At 69.2% G+C, this 20,127-nt stretch carries 22 protein-coding genes and 1 tRNA gene; 7 read left to right on the forward strand and 16 right to left on the reverse strand.

What is annotated here, in order from left to right; translation table 11 throughout:
• Nucleotides 1-727 (forward strand): septum formation family protein (locus tag RWO82_RS10600; RefSeq protein WP_314426625.1); only part of this gene is annotated, 727 nt, incomplete at its 5' end.
• Nucleotides 728-737: 10 nt separating this feature from the next.
• Here RWO82_RS10600 and prfB read toward each other — a convergent pair.
• The gene (gene prfB / locus RWO82_RS10605) at nt 738-1,847 is read right to left on the reverse strand and encodes a peptide chain release factor 2 (RefSeq protein ID WP_314426626.1); all 1,110 of its coding nucleotides are present in this window, start codon (nt 1,845-1,847) and stop codon (nt 738-740) included.
• A 108-nt stretch (nt 1,848-1,955) separates the two neighbouring features.
• Here prfB and RWO82_RS10610 point away from each other — a divergent pair, with 108 nt between their 5' ends.
• Together RWO82_RS10610 and RWO82_RS10615 are read left to right on the forward strand one after the other, a co-directional pair.
• Nucleotides 1,956-3,185 (forward strand): MFS transporter, encoded by a 1,230-nt coding sequence (locus tag RWO82_RS10610; RefSeq protein WP_314426676.1) that lies wholly within the window; start codon nt 1,956-1,958, stop codon nt 3,183-3,185.
• A complete protein-coding gene (locus RWO82_RS10615) occupies nt 3,182-3,730 on the forward strand; it encodes an NUDIX domain-containing protein (RefSeq protein WP_314426628.1) in 549 nt (182 codons plus the stop codon). The genes RWO82_RS10610 and RWO82_RS10615 overlap by 4 nt, the downstream gene beginning before the upstream one ends.
• A 24-nt stretch (nt 3,731-3,754) precedes the next feature.
• Here RWO82_RS10615 and RWO82_RS10620 read toward each other — a convergent pair whose 3' ends face one another.
• From RWO82_RS10620 to RWO82_RS10650, 7 genes are read right to left on the reverse strand one after another with little or no spacing between them, the layout of a single operon-like run.
• A complete protein-coding gene (locus RWO82_RS10620; protein WP_314426630.1) occupies nt 3,755-4,138 on the reverse strand; it encodes a hypothetical protein in 384 nt (127 codons plus the stop codon).
• Nucleotides 4,139-4,170: 32 nt separating this feature from the next.
• Nucleotides 4,171-4,605: a TadE family protein gene (locus RWO82_RS10625; RefSeq protein WP_314426631.1), complete on the reverse strand. Its 435-nt coding sequence runs from the start codon at nt 4,603-4,605 to the stop codon at nt 4,171-4,173.
• Entirely contained in the window at nt 4,595-5,026 is a 432-nt protein-coding gene (locus tag RWO82_RS10630; protein ID WP_314426632.1) for a TadE/TadG family type IV pilus assembly protein, read from the reverse strand. Before RWO82_RS10630 ends, RWO82_RS10625 begins: the two co-directional genes overlap by 11 nt.
• 3 nt (nt 5,027-5,029) lie before the next feature.
• Entirely contained in the window at nt 5,030-5,227 is a 198-nt protein-coding gene (locus tag RWO82_RS10635; protein ID WP_314426634.1) for a hypothetical protein, read from the reverse strand.
• A 22-nt stretch (nt 5,228-5,249) separates the two neighbouring features.
• The gene (locus RWO82_RS10640; protein ID WP_314426635.1) at nt 5,250-6,188 is read right to left on the reverse strand and encodes a type II secretion system F family protein; all 939 of its coding nucleotides are present in this window, start codon (nt 6,186-6,188) and stop codon (nt 5,250-5,252) included.
• Nucleotides 6,185-7,042: a type II secretion system F family protein gene (locus tag RWO82_RS10645; RefSeq protein WP_314426637.1), complete on the reverse strand. Its 858-nt coding sequence runs from the start codon at nt 7,040-7,042 to the stop codon at nt 6,185-6,187. Before RWO82_RS10645 ends, RWO82_RS10640 begins: the two co-directional genes overlap by 4 nt.
• Complete coding sequence (locus tag RWO82_RS10650) at nt 7,039-8,223, reverse strand: ATPase, T2SS/T4P/T4SS family (protein WP_314426639.1); 1,185 nt, start codon at nt 8,221-8,223, stop codon at nt 7,039-7,041. Before RWO82_RS10650 ends, RWO82_RS10645 begins: the two co-directional genes overlap by 4 nt.
• Before the next feature lie 120 nt (nt 8,224-8,343).
• Here RWO82_RS10650 and RWO82_RS10655 point away from each other — a divergent pair.
• Together RWO82_RS10655 and RWO82_RS10660 are read left to right on the forward strand one after the other, a co-directional pair.
• Nucleotides 8,344-8,425, forward strand: a tRNA-Leu gene (locus RWO82_RS10655).
• Between the two features lie 65 nt (nt 8,426-8,490).
• Nucleotides 8,491-9,261, forward strand: coding sequence for a VTT domain-containing protein (locus RWO82_RS10660; RefSeq protein ID WP_314426642.1), 771 nt, complete (start codon nt 8,491-8,493; stop codon nt 9,259-9,261).
• Between the two features lie 30 nt (nt 9,262-9,291).
• On the opposite strand, the gene RWO82_RS10665 is transcribed toward RWO82_RS10660, so the two are convergent.
• Nucleotides 9,292-10,146: a Ku protein gene (locus RWO82_RS10665; RefSeq protein WP_314426645.1), complete on the reverse strand. Its 855-nt coding sequence runs from the start codon at nt 10,144-10,146 to the stop codon at nt 9,292-9,294.
• A 58-nt stretch (nt 10,147-10,204) separates the two neighbouring features.
• Between RWO82_RS10665 and ligD the strand changes: the two genes are divergently transcribed.
• Nucleotides 10,205-12,193 (forward strand): non-homologous end-joining DNA ligase, encoded by a 1,989-nt coding sequence (gene ligD / locus RWO82_RS10670; RefSeq protein WP_314426648.1) that lies wholly within the window; start codon nt 10,205-10,207, stop codon nt 12,191-12,193.
• Nucleotides 12,194-12,197: 4 nt separating this feature from the next.
• Here the strand turns inward: ligD and RWO82_RS10675 are convergent, their stop codons facing one another.
• The 4 genes from RWO82_RS10675 to murI form a co-directional block, all read right to left on the reverse strand.
• Nucleotides 12,198-13,118, reverse strand: coding sequence for a cation diffusion facilitator family transporter (locus RWO82_RS10675; RefSeq protein WP_314426651.1), 921 nt, complete (start codon nt 13,116-13,118; stop codon nt 12,198-12,200).
• Nucleotides 13,119-13,195: 77 nt separating this feature from the next.
• Nucleotides 13,196-13,789 carry an RdgB/HAM1 family non-canonical purine NTP pyrophosphatase gene (gene rdgB / locus RWO82_RS10680; RefSeq protein ID WP_314426654.1) on the reverse strand — a complete coding sequence of 198 codons (594 nt, stop codon included), beginning with the start codon at nt 13,787-13,789 and terminating at the stop codon, nt 13,196-13,198.
• Nucleotides 13,789-14,523, reverse strand: coding sequence for a ribonuclease PH (gene rph / locus RWO82_RS10685; protein WP_314426657.1), 735 nt, complete (start codon nt 14,521-14,523; stop codon nt 13,789-13,791). Before rph ends, rdgB begins: the two co-directional genes overlap by 1 nt.
• A complete protein-coding gene (gene murI / locus RWO82_RS10690; protein ID WP_314426659.1) occupies nt 14,520-15,401 on the reverse strand; it encodes a glutamate racemase in 882 nt (293 codons plus the stop codon). Before murI ends, rph begins: the two co-directional genes overlap by 4 nt.
• Nucleotides 15,402-15,474: 73 nt before the next feature.
• Between murI and RWO82_RS10695 the strand changes: the two genes are divergently transcribed.
• The gene (locus RWO82_RS10695; protein ID WP_314426662.1) at nt 15,475-16,800 is read left to right on the forward strand and encodes a nicotinate phosphoribosyltransferase; all 1,326 of its coding nucleotides are present in this window, start codon (nt 15,475-15,477) and stop codon (nt 16,798-16,800) included.
• A 45-nt stretch (nt 16,801-16,845) separates the two neighbouring features.
• Here the strand turns inward: RWO82_RS10695 and RWO82_RS10700 are convergent, their stop codons facing one another.
• From RWO82_RS10700 to RWO82_RS10710, 3 genes are read right to left on the reverse strand one after another with little or no spacing between them, the layout of a single operon-like run.
• The gene (locus RWO82_RS10700) at nt 16,846-17,112 is read right to left on the reverse strand and encodes a DUF3039 domain-containing protein (protein ID WP_028503536.1); all 267 of its coding nucleotides are present in this window, start codon (nt 17,110-17,112) and stop codon (nt 16,846-16,848) included.
• Between the two features lie 40 nt (nt 17,113-17,152).
• The gene (locus tag RWO82_RS10705) at nt 17,153-18,715 is read right to left on the reverse strand and encodes a hypothetical protein (RefSeq protein ID WP_314426672.1); all 1,563 of its coding nucleotides are present in this window, start codon (nt 18,713-18,715) and stop codon (nt 17,153-17,155) included.
• Nucleotides 18,691-19,800, reverse strand: a complete 1,110-nt coding sequence (locus tag RWO82_RS10710) for an ABC transporter ATP-binding protein (RefSeq protein ID WP_399540758.1) — start codon at nt 19,798-19,800, stop codon at nt 18,691-18,693. The genes RWO82_RS10705 and RWO82_RS10710 overlap by 25 nt, the downstream gene beginning before the upstream one ends.
• Nucleotides 19,801-20,127: the final 327 nt, after the last annotated feature.

The raw sequence follows: 20,127 nt of genomic DNA on the forward strand, positions 1-20,127 counted from the left end.
GCCCAAGACCGGCATCTCCGTGATCGGGATCATCGGACTGGCGGTGACGGCCGTCGGCGTGGTCGTCTCGTGCATCCCCGTCGTCGCCGTCGTGGGGTGGATCCTGCTCGGCGTGGGCGTCGTCGTGTCACTCGTCTCCGTCTTCCTCCCGGGCGCGAAGTGGCCCGGGATAGCGGGCATCGCGCTCGGAGTGCTCGGCGCGGTTCTCGCAGTCGCGGTGTCACTCCTGGCCTTCAGCACGACGGCGTCCGAGCCGCGCGACGAGCCCTCGCCCGTCGCGACCGAGGAGCCTTCCCCCACGCCCTCGGAAGAGCCCACCCCCGCCGCTTCCCCGCCCGCGGAGAGCACCGCGCCTCCGGGCGCGCAGACCGTCACCTTCGACGAACTGGCGGTCGGTCAGTGCATCCCGTTCATGGAGTGGGGCGAGCAGGTGTCCGAGCTGCCGATCGTGCCGTGCGACCAGCCGCACACCGACGAGGTCTACTACATCTTCGACGCCGCCGACGGAGAGTTCCCGGGTGACGAGGCTCTGCAGACCCTCGCGACCGAGAGGTGTGACGCAGCCTTCGCGGAGTACATCGGCATCCCCTACGCGGACTCAGAGCTCGCCAACTACTGGTTCGTACCCACCGAGGCGTCGTGGAACCGCCTGAAGGATCGCACCCTCCAGTGCATCGCCTACAGCAACGACGAAGTGACCGGGTCGTTCCAGGGCACGACCCGCTGAGCGGTGAGGATCAGTCCTCGTCCTTGCGCTTGCGCCAGCGGATGCCGGCCGAGATGAAGCCGTCGAGGTCGCCGTCGAACACGGCAGCCGGGTTGCCCGACTCGTGGCCCGTGCGGAGGTCCTTCACCAGCTGCTGACCGTAGAGGAAGTACGACCGCATCTGGTCGCCCCAGCTCGCGGTGATGTTGCCGGCGAGTTCCTTCTTCTTCGCCGCTTCCTCTTCCTTCTGCAGCAGCAGCAGGCGGGTCTGCAGCACGCGCATGGCGGCCGCACGGTTCTGGATCTGCGACTTCTCGTTCTGCATCGAGACGACGATGCCGGTCGGGAGGTGCGTGAGGCGCACGGCGGAATCCGTGGTGTTGACCGACTGTCCACCGGGGCCGGAGGAACGGAACACATCGACGCGGATGTCGCTCTCGGGGATGTCGACCTCGGTCGCCTCCTCCATGAGCGGGATGACCTCGACCGCCGCGAACGACGTCTGCCGCTTGTCGGCGGAACCGAACGGGCTGATGCGGGCGAGACGGTGCGTGCCCGCCTCGACGGACACCGTGCCGAAGGCATAGGGCGCATCGATCTCGAACGTCGCCGACTTGATGCCGGCGCCTTCGGCATAGGAGGTGTCGAGCACCTTCACCGGGTACTTGTGGCGCTCGGCCCAGCGCAGATACATGCGCATGAGCATCTCGGCGAAGTCGGTGGCGTCGTCGCCGCCCGCCCCCGAGCGGATCGTGACGATGGCGGATCGCTCGTCGTACTCGCCGTCCATCAGCGTCTGGACCTCGAGCTGGTTGATGATCTCGGTCAGCGCAGTGAGCTCGGCGCGTGCTTCGACGGCCGAGTCCTCGTCGCCCATCTCGTTCGCCAGGTCCACGAGGACTTCGAGGTCGTCGAGTCGACGCCCGATGCCCTCGACCCGAGCGAGCGCCGACTGGCGGTGGCTCAGCGCGCTGGTCACCTTCTGGGCGCGTTCGGGATCGTCCCAGAGGTCCGGCGCACCGGCTTCCTCGTTGAGACGCGCGATGTCGGAGCGGAGGGTCTCGACATCGATGACCTCGCGGATGTCACCGTAGGTGAGTCGCAGGGCCTGGATGTCGGCGGAGAGATCGAGTTCGAGCATGTCGCGTCCAGCCTAACGTGCCGCCTGCGCGGGCGGGGACGGCGTTCGAACCGGAGTAGCGTGAAACGAGTGAGCAACGCATCCACGGTCCTGAGGCGATTCGGGCCGATGGTGTACCTCCCGACCGTGCTCTTCTCGCTCGGCGAAGGCGCGGTGATCCCGCTCATCCCGGTGATCGCGGCGCGGATGGGCGCCGACATCGCGTTCGCCGCGCTCGTGGCCTCCGCACTCGTGGTCGGCCAGCTCTGCGGCAACCTCCCCGCCGGCTGGGCTGTGGGCCGCATCGGCGAGCGCTTCACGATGGTGATCGCCGGCACGATCGCGATCGGCGCGGGCGTGGGGATGGTCTTCGCCCCCACGCTCGGCGTGCTCGCGGCATCCGTCTTCCTGCTCGGCTTCTGCGCTGCCGCTTTCGGCCTCGCACGCCATGCGTTCATGACGACGCGGGTGCCGATCGCCTTCCGCGCCCGAGCCCTCTCTCTGCTCGGGGGAAGCTTCCGCCTCGGGATCTTCATCGGCCCCTTCGTCGCGGCGGGTCTGCTGCAGCTGTTCGGTTCCGAGTCGGCCGCGATCTGGTTCTTCCTCGGCTGCCTCGTCGTGATGGTGCTGCTCGTGCTGCTCGGTCCCGATCCGGAGACGACGATCGCGCCGACCACCCCCGTGCGCACCGCCGCGCGTGCGGACGATTCCGGCGAGCCGGTGACGGGTTCGATTCCCATCGCCGCGCGCGCGGGCATCTTCCGCACCATGTGGCAGCAGCGCGGCGTGCTGGGGCGGCTGGGACTCGCTGCGGCATCGTTGTCGGCGGTGCGCTCCGCCCGTCAGGTCGTGCTACCGCTGTGGGGACTCTCGCTCGGTCTCGACGCGTCGACGATCGCGCTGGTCGTCGGCATCTCGGGGGCGATCGACTTCGCGCTGTTCTACGCGAGCGGCCAGGTGATGGATCGGTTCGGGCGCCTCTGGGCGGCGATGCCGGCGATGGTGTTGATGGGAGCGGGGTTCCTCGCTCTCTCCTTCACGCATGATCTGGATGCCGCGGTGCTGTGGTACGGCATGTTCGCCGCGATGCTCGGAGTCGGCAACGGCCTCTCGAGCGGCATCCTGCTGACCCTGGGCGCGGATGTCGCGCCGAAGCGAGACCCCGCACCCTTCCTCGGTTCCTGGCGGACTCTCACGGATGCCGGGGGCGCGATCGCTCCCCTCGTGGTGTCGGGCATCATCGCCGTCGCCTCGCTGCCGTTCGCAGCGGCCGCGATGGGCGTCATCGGACTCCTCGGAGCATGCGGGTTCCTGCGGTGGATCCCCCGTTTCGTGCCGCGCGCGAAGAATCAGCGATGACGGCCCTGGGCGCGGACATCCACCGCATCGTGACGGGGTTCCGCCCTCTGTCGCCACGGGACCACGCGACGCTGCCCGACTTCTCTCGACACTTCGCCGACGACCTCGGTCCTGTCGCACGCGCCGATGGCCCCACTCACGCCACGGCGTCCGCGTTCGTCTTCGACCCGACGCTGTCGATGATCGCTCTCGTCTTCCACGGCAAGGGCCTGTTCTGGGTGCAGCCGGGCGGCCATCTCGAGGATGACGCCTCGATCGTCGACGCGGCGCTGCGTGAGCTCGAGGAGGAGACGGGGATCGCGGCGGAGAATCCCGGCGCGTCCCCCGTGTACGACCTCGATCATCATGCGCTCTCCTCGGCGTTCGGGCGGTGCTCCTCGCACCTCGATGTCGGCGTCGCGCTGACCGTACCCGCAGACACGCCGCTCACCGTGAGCAGCGAGTCGGGAGATGTGCGGTGGTGGCCCGTCGACGCGCTGCCCGCGGAAGTGCCTGCAGGGTTCCCGACACGGGTCCGCGAGATGATCGCACGCCTGTCGCTCTGAGCGACTCCGCTCTCCCGCACCCGCTCACCTCACGGCTGTGCGGCTGGTCCCCGTCGACCGCAGCTGGACGCCGTCGGCGACGAACAGAGAGAGCAGCGGCGGGTGCCACGGTGCCGCGAGCGTCACCCGCGCCGACGTCCCGTCCGGCGCGGTCGCCGACACGAGCGACGCGGTCGACGAGGAGACCGCGATCACGGCCGTCGCCTGCTCGCGAACACCGTCGTCTGTGAGACGTGCCAGCGGCTCACCTCCCTCCACCGCGAGGATGAAGCCGTCGGCGCCCGCGAGCGCAGCGGAATCGGCCAGCGAATCGAGTCGCTTCTGCGCGATGTACAGGTCGGTCGCGCACACGCAGACGAACGTCAGCGCGAGCGCGAGCACGGCGTAGCCCAGCGTGAGCAGCAGCACGCTCCCCTCCTCACTGCCGCGGGCCACACCTCTCACCCCGTTCCCCACGTGCGAGAGACCTTCTGCACAGCCGAGCCCTGAACGGTCACGGCCGCCGCCTCGTCCACTCCGAAGACCGCCGGGATCAGCGGAAGCGACACGTGCGCAGTGACCGTGAGCACGATCGTCGCACCGGGCTGCGGGCATTCGCCGTCCTCCCCCGGGCACTCCATCGTCACCTCCAACGTCGTACCGTCCAGGCCGTACTGCTCGATCACGCCGTCGAGGACCTGCTCGCCGCGCGCCGCGGCCGTCTCGGAGTCCGGTGCACGGGCGATGGCCCGCGCGGTGTGCCGAGCCGCCGCCTCCACGCCGAGGGTCTGCTCCTGAATCGCTCCGAGCGCGACGATCAGATACACCAGGGGCACGAGCAGGAGGACTCCCACCGCGATGAACTCGAGGGCGGCGGACCCCTCCTCATCCCTCACCGAACGACTCCTTCGGCGCGTCGGCCTCGACCGTGAGCGCATGCGGCGGGCCCAGCAGGCCGATCACCGGGAGAGGGGACGTGATGGTGACCCTCACCGTCGGCGCACCCAGGGCCGACTCCTGCACGACGCTGATGTCCTCTGCGTACGACGCTCCGACGGCGCGGGTGATCACGGCTCTCGCGCGATCCGCTCCGTCGGCGAGAGTCGTGTCAGCGAGCGCCCCGACATACGCGCCCTCCACGGCGGCGTCGTGCACGACGTTCCGCACGTAGACGGCGAGCGCCAGCTGCATCGCCCCGAGGGTGAGCACCGTGAGGAGAGTGCCGACCAGGACGAACTCGACGGGACTGGAGCCCCGGTCGCCGGAGACGGCCCCCGGTGCGACGCGCGTCCCCGCGACGCGTCCCAGGCCGAGCACGGGTCAGATCCCCGACACGCGTGCGATGGCCTGCTCGAACAGCTCGCTGAGAGCCGGCCCGGCGACCGCCCAGATCAACACGACGAGTCCTGCCGTCATGAGTGTGACCAGCACCCAGCCCGGCACGTCGCCCGTGTCATCGTCGGCGAGTGCGCCCACCCACGTGGTCACGGCGTTCCATCGGCGGCGGAGAGAGTTCATAACGCGTCCTTTCGTTGAGTGCTCAGCCGATGCCGAGTCGCAGGATGAACAGTCCGGGGTAGATCGCGAAGAGCACGGAGAGAGGCAGGATGAGGAAGACGAGCGGAAGGAGCATCAGGATCTCCTTCCGACCGGCCTGCTCGATCAGCACGCGCTTCGCGTCCTCGCGGGCGTCGCCCGCCTGCGCGTGCAGGACCGCAGCGAGCGGTGCGCCGTGCTCGAGCGCCGCGATCACCTGATCGACCGCTCTGGTCAACCCGGGCATCTGCAGCCGGGCCGCCAGCTCGGCGAGCGCCTCCGCGAGCGAGGACCCCGTGCTCACTGCCACCACGACGCCACGGAACTCGACCGTCAGGGCACCGGAGCCCACCTCGGCGACACGCCGCAGAGAGTCGAGGAACCCCTCTCCCGCCGAGAGGCAGAGTGCGAGGAACTCCAGAGTGGTGGGGAGTTCTTCGGTGAGCCGCGTTCTGCGGACCCTCACACGCGCCGAGAGCTGCATCTCATAGGCGACAGCGGCCGCCGCACCGCTGAAGAGAGGCAACAGCGATCCCGGTACGCTCATCCGCCCGGTCAGCACGAGGGCGATCACCGCCGCGGCTCCGGCCCCGATGCCGGCGACGGTCCAGCCGAGTTGACGCCCCCGGAACGCGACGGCGCTGACATCGCTGCCCGCCTGCGCCAGCCGCCGCTGCAGCAGCTCTCCGCCTCCCAGAAGGCGTTCGAAGGCAGACTGCAGCCAAGCCCAAGGGGTGACACGTCCGGCAGGAAGCACCTGGACGGCCGGGAGTGCGCTCTGCGGAAGCAGCGCATCGGAGACGACGTCGCGCACGTACGGAGCGATCCTGGTCACCAGCGGGATCGCGGACCATCGAGGAAGGGCGGCGAGGATGCACAGCAGTCCCCCTCCCAGTCCGCCCCCGATCAACACCGAGAGCGAGACGGCGGACACCGGGCTCATCCGAACCACCGTCCCGGTTCGGGCAGACGCCCTATCCGGATCATGATGCGGTAGGCGACGACCGAGATGAGCGCGCCGCCGCAGATGACGGCCATGCCCTCCGGGGTGCCGTATGCCTCTGCACCCTCGGGCCTCATGACCAGCAGGCCCAGGATCACCCACGGGGCGATCGCCCCGAGCACTGCGGCGCCGCGGATCCACGACTGACGCGCCTCCACCTCGCCGCGCAGAGCGGCGTCTGCACGCACCGAGGCCGAGAGCGCGCGCAGCACGCCTCCGAGCTCGGTGCCCCCGACCTGTCGGGCCATCCGCAGGGTTTCGATGATCCGGTCGGCGATCGGGTCGGCGAGTGCGTTCTTCAGGCGATTCAGGCTCGACTCGAACCGTCCGGTCGCCCGGAGGTCTCTCGCGAACGCCGTGAACGCGGGACGCATCATCTCCGGAGCCGATTCGGCGAGGCTCGCCACGGCGTCGGGCAGCGACAGCCCCACACGGATCGACGCGATCAGGAGATCACACACATCGGGCCACACCTGGCGTCGCGCCCGGCGCAGCCGCAGTCGACGAGCCCTCAGTGCGACGACCGGAGCGATCCCCCCGGCGCCGAACGCGAGCGCGGCGAGCACGGGGATCGAGGTCAGCAGCCATGCCGCCGCCCCGGCGCCGAACGCCGCTGCGAGCATGACCGCCAGAAGCGTGCGCGGGCGCGTCGCACCGAGACCCGCCTCCGCGAGAGCGCGCGACAGCGGCCCGCGTCGAGACTCCTGCGACGTCGACCGACGGGTCGGCCAGAGCCAGGGCGAAACGGACAGGAGCACCCCTGCGGCGAGCATCGCGCCGACCAGCAGGGTCATGCGCCGACACCGCCGCGTCGCCAGTGCACGGGTGGCCCCGGCGCCGGGTCCTCGCACGCGTACACGGAACGCGCCACGATGCGCCCGTCGACCACCGCCCCGGTCGGCGCGATCACTTCTCCCACCCTCCGCACCCCCGCGGCATCCCGCATGCAGTGCACGACGAGGTCGACCGATCCGGCGATCGCCGGAGCGATGAACGACCGATCGATGTTGCGCCCGGCCAGCAGTGGCAGCAGAGCCAGCTTGTCGAGCGCCTCCTGCGCGGAGTTCGCGTGCACGGTGGCCGCCCCGGGAACCCCCGTGTTGAGAGCCAGCACGAGGTCCAGCGCCTCGGCGTCCCGCACCTCGCCCACGACCAGTCGGTCCGGCCTCATGCGCAGCGCTTCCTTCACGAGCCTGCGGAGGGTGATCTCTCCGGTGCCTTCCAGCCCCGCCTGCCGCCCCTGCAACGAGACGACATCGGGCCCGTCGACCGCCAGCTCGAACGTCTCCTCGACCGTGACGATGCGCTGCGTGTCGGCGCACTCCGCCAGCAGCGCACCGAGGAACGTGGTCTTGCCGGCGTGGGTCGCTCCCGACACGACGACGCTGTCTCCGTCGCGCATCGCCGCTCGCAGCATCTCGGCGACGTGGCGCGGCAGCATCCCCTTCGCGACGAGCGACGGGAGGGAGCGGTGCCTGGCCACGAACTTGCGGATGTTGACGGACCATCCGCCGCGCACCACGTCGGCGATCGCGACGTGCAGGCGCGACCCGTCGGGGAGGGACGCATCGACGAACGGCTGACTGATGTCGACCCGCCTCCCGGTCGCCTGCAGCATCCGCTCGACGAGGTCGCGGAGCATGGCGTGGGTGAGATGCATCTCGACGCGATGGGCGATGCCGTCGCGCGCGATGTGCACGCTCTCCGGCCCGTTCACCCAGATCTCCTCGATCTCGGGGTCGTCCAGCAACGGCTGCAGCACGCCGAAGCCGCTGACCGCGGCCAGCACATCGCGCACGCAGGCGGCCTCGTCGTCGATCATGGCCTCACCGCGCGCGAGCGCCACGTCGTTGAACCGTCTGACCTCCGCGACGGCGAGGGTCCGCGCCGCCTCCGCGTCGTGGGCCGGGTCGGTTCCGTCGCTGCGCAGCCGCTGCCGCACACGCTCGGAGACGAGGACGGCCGGAAGGATCACCCGTGCATCCTCGCAACAATCGGCGTCATGCCGTCCGAGTTATCCACAACAGCGCGGGCACCCCTGCGGGCGGATCCCCAGCTACGCACGATCCCCCGATCAGTAGACTGATTTCACCGCGCGGGAGTGGTGGAATTGGCAGACACGCAGGATTTAGGTTCCTGTGCCCCAGGGCGTGTGGGTTCAAGTCCCACCTTCCGCACCGATCTGTCGCGTCCCCGCGACCGACGACCTGACCGCCGCACAGCGCACGACGACGGGAAACCCATGCATCACGCCGCTCTCATCCCCTGGCTCGACCCCGCCACGATCATCGGCTCGGCGGGCCCGTGGGCGCTTCTCGTGGTGTGCTTCATCGTCTTCGCCGAGACCGGCCTGCTCGTCGGGTTCCTCCTGCCGGGTGACACGCTGCTCGTGATCTCGGGCCTGCTGTCCCACCCGCTCGCGGGGTCGGAGCACGGGGTGTTCGGCATCAACGTCTGGATCGTCGCGCTGCTCATCGGCCTCGCCGCCTTCGTCGGCGGTGAAGTCGGCTATCTGATCGGTCACAAGGGCGGTCCTGCGGTCTTCGAGCGCAAGGAATCAGGCCTGTTCAGCAAGAAGAACGTCGAGCGGACGAACGCGTTCTTCGAGCGCTTCGGCGGCATCACCGTGATCCTCGCCCGCTTCGTGCCGATCGTGCGCACGTTCGCCCCGGTCGCGGCCGGCGTGGGACACATGCCGTGGCGTCGGTACACGCTGTACAACCTGATCGGCGCGATCCTCTGGGGCTTCGGCCTCACCATGTTCGGCTACGCGATCGGGTTCATCCCGCCGGTCGCGCACTTCGTCGAGAGCTACATCGATCTCATCCTGCTCGCAGCGGTCGGCGGCACGGCTCTCGTCACGCTCTGGCACTACCTCTCGGAGCGCCGCAAGGCCAAGAAGGAAGCCGCGCTCGGCGAGGGCGAGACGGATGCGGCCGAGGCGGCCGAGCTCGCGCTCGACCCCGACGTCTTCGACCGCGCCCCCGACTTCGACGGCGACGGCAAGCACTGATCCCGAACGACGCAGAGGCGGGCTGAGAACTCAGCCCGCCTTCTTCTTGCTCGGGCTCTTCTTGGTGCTCGCCTTCTCCTCTGACGGCTCGGCGCGGGCGGCCTTGGTGCGAGCGACGCTGGCACGCAGCGCCTCCATGAGATCGATGACCTCGCCGCTCTTGGCGTCTCCCTCGTCCTCGCCGAACGTCTCGGCGACGTCGAAGGTGTCGCCCGCCTCGATCTTCGCGTCGATCAGAGTGCGCAGCTCCTTCTGGTACTCGTCGACGAACGACTCGGGCTCGAAGTCGGCCGAGTAGCTGTCGACGAGCGATGCCGACAGCTCCAGCTCCTTCTTCGAGATCCGCACGTCCTCGTCGAGCGCCGGGAACTCCGCCTCGCGCACCTCGTCGGCCCACAGCAGCGTCTGCAGCACCAGCACCTTGCCGCGCACCCGGAGCGCCGCGAGCCTCGTCTTCTGACGCAGCGTGAAGCGCACGATCGCCGTGCGATCGGTCTGCTCGAGGGTCTTGCGCAGCAGCACGTACGCCTTCGGAGACTTCGAGTCGGGCTCGAGGTAGTACGGCTTGTCCAGGGTCAGCAGGTCGACCTGGTCAGAGGGGACGAACTCGACGACGTCGATCTCGCGGCTCTTCTCGGCCGGCAGTGCCGCCAGATCGTCCTTGGTCAGCACGACGGTCTGCCCCTCGTCGACGTAGGCGCGATCGATGTCGGCATACGCCACGGTCTCGCCGCACACCTCGCACGTGCGCTGATAGCGGATGCGCCCACCGTCCTTCTCGTGCACCTGATGCAGCGGCACATCGTGGTCTTCCGTCGCGGAATACACCTTGACCGGCACGTTCACGAGGCCGAAGGTCAGCGCGCCCTTCCAGATCGTTCTCATGACCCCAGTGAACACCAGCCGCGATGATGGTGGCCAGTACCTTGACTACGCTGGCGTCATGGTCGCAGAGGCTCAGAACGTGCAGATCGACGGTCGTCGGCTGCGCATCACGAACCTCGACAAGGTCGTGTATCCCGAGACCGGAACCACGAAGGGCGAGATCATCGCCTATTACACCGCGATCGCGCCGCATCTCCTCCCGCTGCTCGCGGGACGCCCCGTGACCCGCAAGCGCTGGGTCGAGGGCGTGGGAGCAGCGGATGCTCCCGCCGACGCGTTCTTCACGAAGCAGCTCGAGCCCGGCGCTCCGAGCTGGATCCCCCGACACGGCATCGCTCATTCGGACGGCACGAAGGAGTACCCGCTCGTCGAGGACGTGCCGACACTGGTGTGGCTCGCGCAGGTCGCGGCGATCGAACTCCACGTGCCGCAGTGGCGTTTCGCACCCGACGGACTGCCTGGCACCCCCGACCGCCTGGTGCTCGATCTCGACCCCGGCCCCGGCGTCGGGCTCGCGCAGTGCGCCGACGTCGCGCGCATCGCGAGAGGTCTGCTCACCGGAATCGGGCTCGATCCGGTACCGGTGACCAGCGGCAGCAAGGGCATCCACCTCTACGCGGCTCTGCCCGGCACGCAGACCAGCGACGAGATCTCCGCCGTGGTCAAGGAGATCGCCCGGCTCATCGAGACCGAGCACCCGGATCTCGCCACCAGCACGATGGCGAAGTCCGCCCGCGGTGGCAAGGTCTTCCTCGACTGGAGCCAGAACAACGGGAAGAAGACCACGATCTCGCCGTACTCGATGAGGGGCCGCGCCCAGCCGTGGGTGGCGGCGCCGCGCACCTGGGAGGAGCTCGACGACCCCGGGCTGGCACAGCTCGACTTCGCCACCGTGCTCGAACGCGCGGAATCGGGGCTGGATCCGATCGCGCCGCTGCGCGGAGAACATCCCCCCGCGCCCGCCCCGTCGCGCGAGGCGACGTCGGAACAGACGCGGTCTGCGACGACGGTCACGCGTACGGCTGCCCCGCGACACCGCGCGCGCCTGGCCGCTGCCCCGAGCGCATCCGCTCCCGCCTCCCCCGCATCCGTCTCCCCCATGCTCGCCGAGAACGGCACCCCTGCGATCGCGCGCGGCCTCAGCTCACCCTCCTGGGTCGAGGTCAAGTGGGACGGCATCCGCGCGATCGGCACCTGGGCCGACGGACGGATGCGGCTGCATGCCCGCAGCGGCACCGACATCACCGCGCGGTATCCCGAGCTGACCGCCGACGGAGCCCCCTTCCTGCCCGTGGACGACGCGATCGTCGACGGCGAGATCGTCGCCTTCGATCCGCAGGGCAGGCCGAGCTTCTCCCTGCTGCAGAATCGCATGCACCTCACCCGGCCGAGGGAGATCGAACGGGAGGTCGTGCGGACCCCGATCGTCTACATGGTCTTCGACCTGCTGCGACTGGACGGGCACGACCTCAGCGCGATGCCCCTGTCGCAGCGTCGCACTCTGCTCGAAGAGGTGGTCTCCGACCTCGACGCGCCCGTGCGGGTTCCGCCCGTGTTCGATGACGTCGATGCCGCGTTGGACGCGAGCGAGGAGTTCGGCCTCGAGGGCGTGGTCGTGAAGGATCCGGCGTCCCGCTATCGGGCGGGGCAACGCTCCCCCGCGTGGCTCAAGCTCAAGCACACCCGGATGCAGGAGGTCGTGATCGTCGGCATCCGCCCCGGCAAGGGAGATCGCGAAGGGACCTTCGGCTCGCTGCTGCTCGCGGTCCCTGAGTCGGGTGACCTCAGATACGTCGGACGCGTCGGCACCGGTTTCACCGACCGGGTGCTCCGCGATCTTCTCGCGCGTCTCGCGCCGTTGCGGGTCGAGTCGGCACCGCTCGACGGCGTGCCCGCACTCGACGCCTCAGGCGCGCTGTGGGTGTCGCCCGAGCTCGTCGGAGAGGTCGAGTTCGCGAACTGGACTCCCGACGGCGTGCTCCGTCACTCACGGTGGCGCGGGTTGCGCCCCGACAAGTCCCCCGACGAGGTCGTGGTCGAGCCCTGATCCCTCACGCGTGATGCGGTTCGCAGTCGGACTGCTCGGCGGGTTCGATCTGGAACGTCGAATGCTCGACGTCGAAGTGCTGCGCGAGGCACGACTGGAGGTCGCTCAGGAGCTTCGCCGAACGCCCGTCGGACAGCAGAACGGGGTCGACGCTGACATGTGCGCTGAACACGGGCGCGCCACGCGTCAGCTGCCAGACATGCACGTCGTGAACGCCGACCACGCCGTCGTAGTCGAGCAGATGCCGGCGGATGTCTCCGACTGCGGTCCCCACGGGCGCTGACTCCGAGAGCACCGAGAACACCTCGCGGAGAAGGGCGATGGCGCGCGGGATGATCAGCGCCGCGATCATGAGCGACGCGATGGCATCCGCCGGCATCCACCCTGTCGCCACGATCACGATCGCGGCGATGATCACCATCGCCGAACCGATCAGGTCGCCCATCACCTCGAGATAGGCCCCGCGGACGTTGATGCTCGTGCGCTGCGCGCGGCTCAGCAGCCACATCGAGAGCGCATTGGCGAGAAGGCCGACCACCGCGACCGCGAGCATCAGTCCCCCCACGACCTCGGTGTCGCCGGGGTTCAGCAGGCGCCCGACAGCCTCCACGGCGACCCAGCCCGCGAGAAGGATGAGGATGACCGCATTGATCAGCGCGCCGAACACCTCGGCTCGCTGATACCCGAACGTGCGACGCTCGTCTGCGGGTCGCGCGGCGACGGCCGCGGCGATGAGCGCGATCACCAGGGCGGACGCGTCGGTGAACATGTGGGCGGCATCGGCGAGAAGCGCGAGCGAGCCGGTGAGGATGGCCCCCACGATCTGCACGATCATCACGGTCGCCGTCAGAGTCAGCGAGATCGCCAACAGACGACGGTGACTGGCCGAGCGGATGCCGCCGGCAGCCGGTGCGTGATCGTGCATGCCACCAGGCTAGACCGGCTGCAGTGCCCCTCAGGGCGATTCCGCGAAGTCGGGAATGGTGATGATTCTCAGGACCGTCAGAGGCGGGCGAGCAGCGGCACCAGTTCGGCGAAAGCGCGGGCGCGGTGGGACTGCGACTGCTTCTCGGCGGCCGTGAGGTCTCCGACCGTGCGCTCCGCGCCGGCGGACTGGCCGTCGGGGATGAAGATCGGGTCGTAGCCGAATCCGCCGCCTCCCGACGCCGCACGGGCCAGGCGTCCCGGCCAGATCCCCTCGACGACGTGCTCCTCGCCCGTCGGCATCACGAGCGCGATGGTCGAGGTGAAGTGCGCGGTCCGGTGTGGTTCGGCGATGTCATGGAGCTGATCGAGCAGGAGCTCGAGATTCGCCACGGCATCCTTCTTCTGCCCCGCCCAGTAGGCGGAGAAGACTCCCGGAGATCCGCCGAGCACGTCGACGCAGATTCCGGAGTCGTCGGCGAGCGCCGGGAGACCCGTGTGCGCGGCGGCCGCGCGGGCCTTGATGAGCGCGTTGTCCGCGAAGGTGATGCCGTCTTCGACAGGCTCGGGCCCGTCATACCCCACGACCTCGAGGTCGGGACGGGTCGCGCCGACGATCTGCTGGAACTCCGCGACCTTGTGCGGATTGTGAGTGGCGAGGACGACTCTCATCAGCCCGCGAGAGCCTTCAGCTGTTCGCTCTTGAGGTCGGCGCAGCCGTTGACGCCCAGCTCGAGCAGTGCGTCGAGCTCGCGCTTGTCGAACGGAGCACCCTCCGCGGTGCCCTGCACCTCGACGAAGAGACCGCGGCCGGTGACGACCACATTCATGTCGGTCTCGGCCCGCACATCCTCGACGTATGCGAGATCGAGCATGGGTGCGCCGTCGATGATCCCCACCGAGACCGCGGCCACCGAGTCGAGCAGCGGGGTCGCGTTCTTGCCGATGAACTTCTTCTCGCGACCCCATTCGATGGCGTCTGCGAGTGCCACGTACGCGCCGGTGATGGCGGCCGTGCGAGTGCCTCCGTCGGCCTGCAGCACGTCGCAGTCGATCACGATCGTGTTCTCACCGAGAGCCTTGGTGTCGACCACGGCGCGCAGAGCGCGTCCGATCAGTCGCGAGATCTCGTGGGTGCGGCCGCCGATGCGCCCCTTGACGCTCTCGCGGTCGTTGCGGCTGTTGGTCGCGCGCGGCAGCATCGAGTACTCCGCCGTGACCCAGCCCTTGCCCTTGCCGGTGAGCCAGCGGGGCACGCCGTTCGTGAACGACGCCGTGCAGAGCACCTTCGTCCCTCCGAAGCTGATCAGCGCGGATCCTTCGGCGTGGCTGCTCCAGCCGCGTTCGATCGTGATCTCGCGGAGCTGGTCGGTGCTGCGGCCGTCGGCGCGGACGATGCTGGTCATGGAGTTCCTTCGTGTGAGGGCTGGAGCGCTGATGCCGCGGGGCGTACGACGCCGATGGGTGGTGTGGGAAGTGTGATGACGCCGGTCTGCACGAGCTGCACGTCGCGCACCTCGCGCCCCATGAGTCGGTTCGCGAGAGCGGTGAACTCTGACGTGGATGCGCCCGTCGCCTCGTACACGTATGACGCCGTGGCATCGGGAGACGCGAGCAGGTCGCCGCGCACGAGCTGCCGATAGACGTCGCCCGCGGTCTCGTCGTCGCTCGACACGAGGGTCACCCCCTCGCCCATGACATAGCTGATCGCTCCTCGCAGGAACGGGTAGTGCGTGCAGCCGAGCACGAGCGTGTCGACATCCGCCTCGCGCAGCGGTGCGAGGTACTCCTCGGCGGTGGCGAGCACCTCGGGCGTTCCCGTGATCCCGCCCTCGACGAACTCGACGAACCGCGGGCAGGCCGCAGTGAAGACCTCGAGGCGCTCGTTCACTTCGAGCATGTCCTGATAGGCGCGGGAGCCTATGGTGCCGACGGTGCCGATCACCCCCACACGACCGTTGCGCGTGGTCGAGACCGCGCGGCGCACCGCGGGGCCGATCACCTCGACGACCGGAACGTCGTAGCGCTCACGCGCGTCGCGCAGCATCGCGGCGGATGCGGTGTTGCAGGCGATCACGAGCATCTTGACGCCCTGGTCGACGAGAGTGTCCAGCACCTCGAGGCTGTACCGCCGGACATCAGCGATCGGCTTCGGACCGTACGGCGAGTGCGCGGTGTCGCCGATGTAGACGAACGATTCCCGGGGCAGCTGGGCTCTGATGGCTCGCGCCACCGTGAGTCCGCCGACACCGGAGTCGAAGATTCCGATCGGGGCGTCGTTCATGACTCCCCAGCCTACCCGCGCACCGGGGGTCGTGCTCAGCGACCCGCACCGATGTCGTCACTAAGCTGAGCGCATGACGACGTCCACGGCGCTGCTCACCGACCGCTACGAACTCACGATGCTCGCAGCCGCTCTGCGCGACGGCACCGCCTCTCGTCCGAGCGTGTTCGAGCTCTTCTCCCGGCGGCTGTCGGGTGGACGCCGTTTCGGTGTGGTCGCCGGAACCGGCCGTCTGCTGACGCTGCTGCGAGAATTCCGCTTCGGAGACGATGAGCTGCGGTTCCTGCGCGACAATCGCATCGTCGACGCCGACTCGCTGACGTATCTCGAGAATTACCGCTTCACCGGCTCCATCCGTGGCTATCGGGAGGGTGAGCTGTACTTCCCCGGCTCCCCCATCCTCACCGTCGAGGGCAGCTTCGCCGATGCGGTGGTGCTCGAGACGCTGGCCCTCAGTGTGCTCAACCACGACTCCGCCGTCGCCACGGCGGCGTCTCGGATGAGCATCGCCGCCGGCGAGCGACCTCTCGCCGAGATGGGGTCGCGCCGAGCCGCCGAGCAGTCCGCGGTGGCCGCGGCCCGCGCGGCATACATCGCAGGCTTCGGAGCGACCAGCAACCTCGAAGCAGGCCGCCGCTGGGGCATCCCCACCATGGGTACGGCCGCACACTCGTGGACGCTTCTCCACGAGACGGAGGAGGAGGCGTTCCGCTCCCAGGTCGAGAGCCTCGGCACCGACACGACGCTCCTGGTCGACACGTACGACATCCGCACCGGTGTCGAGACCGCGATCCGGATCGCGGGCACCGGACTCGGCGGCGTCAGGATCGATTCCGGCGACCTGCCGATCGTCGCGGCAGAGGTGCGTGCACAGCTCGACGAACTCGGCGCGACAGCGACACGCATCACGGTGACGAGCGATCTGGACGAGTACGCGATCGCCGCGCTCGCCGCATCACCGGTCGACGCGTACGGAGTGGGAACCTCCGTCGTGACCGGCTCGGGATACCCGACGGCGAGCATGGTCTACAAGCTGGTCGCCCGCCAGGATCCCACGGGAGCCTGGGTCGGCGTGGCGAAGGCGTCGAGCGACAAGGCCTCGCACGGCGGACGCAAGGCAGCCTTCCGGACGCTCGTCGACGGCGTCGCAGACACCGAGACGGTGGTCGTCTCCGACGGCTTCGAAGAGCTCGACACGCCCGCCGAGCATCCCGACAGCCGAGCACTCCAGACGACTTTCGTCGAAGCCGGCGATATCGACACCGCCTTCGAGGGCCCGGAGGGCACCGCTGCGTCCCGACGTCATCACCTGACGGTTCGGGAAGAGCTTCCCGTTCGGGCGCTCGCCCTCAGCAAGTCCGATCCGGCGATCCCCACCGTCTTCGTGGACGCGCGCTGACATGGCGGAGCGGCCGCGAGACGGGGCCGCCGGGTCGTGGTGGCGTCAGCCCACCATCGACTCGTAGATCTCCTTGCAGGTCGGGCAGATCGGGAACTTCTCCGGGTCGCGACCCGGCGTCCACTTCTTGCCGCACAGCGCACGGACCGGCTTGCCCGTGATCGCCGACTCGAGGATCTTGTCTTTCTTGACGTAGTGAGAGAAGCGCTCGTGATCACCCGGCTCGAGGTTCTCCTCCCGGAGAAGCTCTTCCAGTTCGCGATCAAGCGTTGCCACGCCGCCCTGATCGGGGCTGTCCAGCGGAGTACTCATGCCGTGAGTCTAGCCGTGCTCACGCGGGCTCGGGCGGTCATCAGGCGGTCTCCACGAACTCCATGAGGCGCTCTCCCCCACGCTCGAAGACGCGTCCTCCGACGGCGATCCCGATCGCGGCGACGCCGACTCCGGTGGCGAGTCCCACCCAGAAGGTGGCGGGCGCATACTGCGGCCCGTCCAGCATCGTCAGCACCAGCAGCCATCCCGTGGGGATGCTGACGACGATGGCGCCCAGGAAGGCGGCGGCAGGGCCGTAGACTCCGCGGGACGTCGGACGCTGCGGCTGCTGGAACGGGCTGTCTCCGGGCCTGGACACGGCGTAGGGCGCGAGCGCCGACACGACGCTCGAGATCCCCAGAGCCGAGAGCAGCAGGCTTGCGGCGAGGCCGGTCAGCGGCAGCAGCAGCCGCCAGTCATCGATCCAGAGCAGGGTGAGCGGAACCGCGATCGCGAGCACCGGCACCGAGACCAGGATGACGGGAACCAGGCGCCCCAGCCGATCGGAGACCCCTCGCACCCCGCTGGCGACATGCGTCCACAGCGCGGTCGAGTCGTAGGCGACATCGTTGTGCGGGAGCCAGCCGAAGAACAGCGCCATCACCGGCACCGGCACGAGCGCCGCGATCTCGAGCGGAACACCCGCGACCAGCAGCGGAAGCACGGTGAGCGCACCGGCCACCGGAACCACGATGAGGTTCATGATGTAGCGGCGGTCGCGCAGCCAGTACACGAGGCTGCGCGCGGCGATCGCACCGAAGGCGTTGGACGGCAGCAGACCGAACCACCCGAGTCCGGTGCGCTCGCGAGATGTGAGGGGCCGCTCGGTGGTCGTGAGCAGTCGCCGCACGAACCACGTCCAGACGGCCCACAGCAGCACCGCCGTCGCGACGGCGATCACGCCGCCGATCCAGGCATCGCTCTCCTCGGTGGCCACGGCGAAGAGGAACCACGACGGCGCGGCGAGCGGCGTGAGTCCGATGGTCGTCGTCAGCGAGGCGACCGCGGCGGGGACCTCGCCGTCCCACTTCAAGGAGGCGAGGAACACCGCGACCGGGAAGGCGATGACGATGACGGCGAGCGCGAAGATGGCCGTGAGCTCGCGCGAACGCCGCTCCGGCAGGATCGACGCATTGACCGCCATGCCGATCCGCGCGGCGAGCACTGTCGAGAGCACACCCAGCACGGACATCAGGACCGCGATCGGCCAGGGAGCGCCGAGGCGCGTGGCGACGATGCCGACGCTCACATACACCGCGATCACTGCCAGGCTCGGAACGCTCACGAACGACGCGACCACGAGGATCCACGGCATCTGGCGCTCGTCCACCCCGAACACGGCGAAGCGTCGTGGATCGAGCTGGTCGGCGGCGCCCACGAGCACGGGTCCGAGGAGGAAACCGAGCAGCAGAGCCGAGCTTCCCAGGACGATGACGGTGCGCGCGACGGCCACCGGCGCATCGTCGAGGCTGAGGACCGCCGCGCACACGACAGCGGTGATCGCCACGACGAGGGCGAGCTCGATCAGCGTGCGCACTCGACGCTCCCCGCGGAGCGCACCGATCAGAAGCGCTGCTCTCAGTCGGAGAACGTGTGCAGCCACTCGAGCCCCTCCACCTCTCCCGCTCCACCGGAGAGTTCGACGAATCGCGCCTCGAGGGTCTGCCCCGCGCGCACCTCGTCGATCGTCCCCTCGGCGAGCACTTCGCCACCGACGATGATCGCGACCCGCGAGCACACCCGTTCGACCAGATCCATGCCGTGACTCGACAGGATGACGGTTCCACCGTGCGCGACGTAGGCGCGCAGGATGTCGAGGATCACCGCCGACGACACCGGATCGACCGCCTCGAAGGGCTCGTCGAGCACCAGCACGCGCGGCGAATGGATCATCGCCCCGGCGAGCATGATCTTCTTCGTCATTCCGGCGGAGTAGTCCGAGACCACACGGTTGAGCGCGTCACCCAGGTCGAACGCGCGCGCGAGATCGCCCACGCGCTTCTCGATGACTCCCGACGCCAGCCCGCGCAGAAGCCCGTAGTAGTGGAGCAGTTGCCGGCCGGTCAGCCGATCGAAGGTGCGCAGGCGGTCGGGAAGGACCCCCATCATGCGCTTGGCCGCCAGCGGCTTCGCTCGCTGGTCGATGCCGCAGATCACGATCTCACCGCGGTCAGCGCGCAGAAGACCCGCGACGATCGAGAGAGTCGTGGTCTTTCCCGCTCCGTTCGGTCCGACGATGCCGTAGAACGACCCGGCCGGAACGGTGAGGTCGATCCCGTCGACAGCCGTGTGATCGCCGAAGCTCTTCACGAGGCCCCGGATGCGGATCGCCTCGGTGTCGGATGCCGACGCAGCAGCGTCAGTCGCATCCGGTTCGTCGACGGCGGATGTGACGGCATCGGCCTCGTCCGCCCGAGACACGATCTCCTCGACCGTCTCGTCGGCGGGTGACTGCACGTCGAGCTCGGGTTCTGCGGTTCCCGCCTCCGCCTCGGCCTCGGCCTCGGCCTGGGCCTGGGGCTGGGAGGACCCATCGACGGCCGTCTCGGAGATGTCGCTCCCGGAGTCCTCGGCCGACGGCGCCTCGGTCATCGGCTCCTCGTCGCCGAGCACGGGGGTCGCGGAGGCGTCGTCATCGGCAGAGGTCTCGACGATCGACGGGGAATCGTCGGTCCCCTCCGCGATCACGGGAGCCTCGTCGGTGTCGACGGCAGACGCATCGTGAGCGACGAGGGTGGCCGCGGAGTCGACGGAGTCGGGCGACTCGCCTTCGGCACTGAGCGGTGCGGCGGCGTGGGCAGCCTCTTCGGTCTTCAGCGTTTCGGCCTTCGCGGCGGCGGCCTTGGCCGCGGCGGTCCTGGCTGCGGCTGTTCTGGCCGCGGCGGTGCGCGCAGTGCTCTTCGCGGCGGCCGACTTCGCCGCGGCGTTGCGCTCGGTCGCGGCCTTCGCCGCCGCAGTCTTCGCCGCCGTCGTCTTCTTCGCGGCTGCGCTCTTGGCCGCGGCGCTCTTCGTCGC

It is taken from the genome of uncultured Microbacterium sp. (assembly GCF_963521645.1).
Classification (GTDB): Bacteria; Actinomycetota; Actinomycetes; order Actinomycetales; family Microbacteriaceae; genus Microbacterium.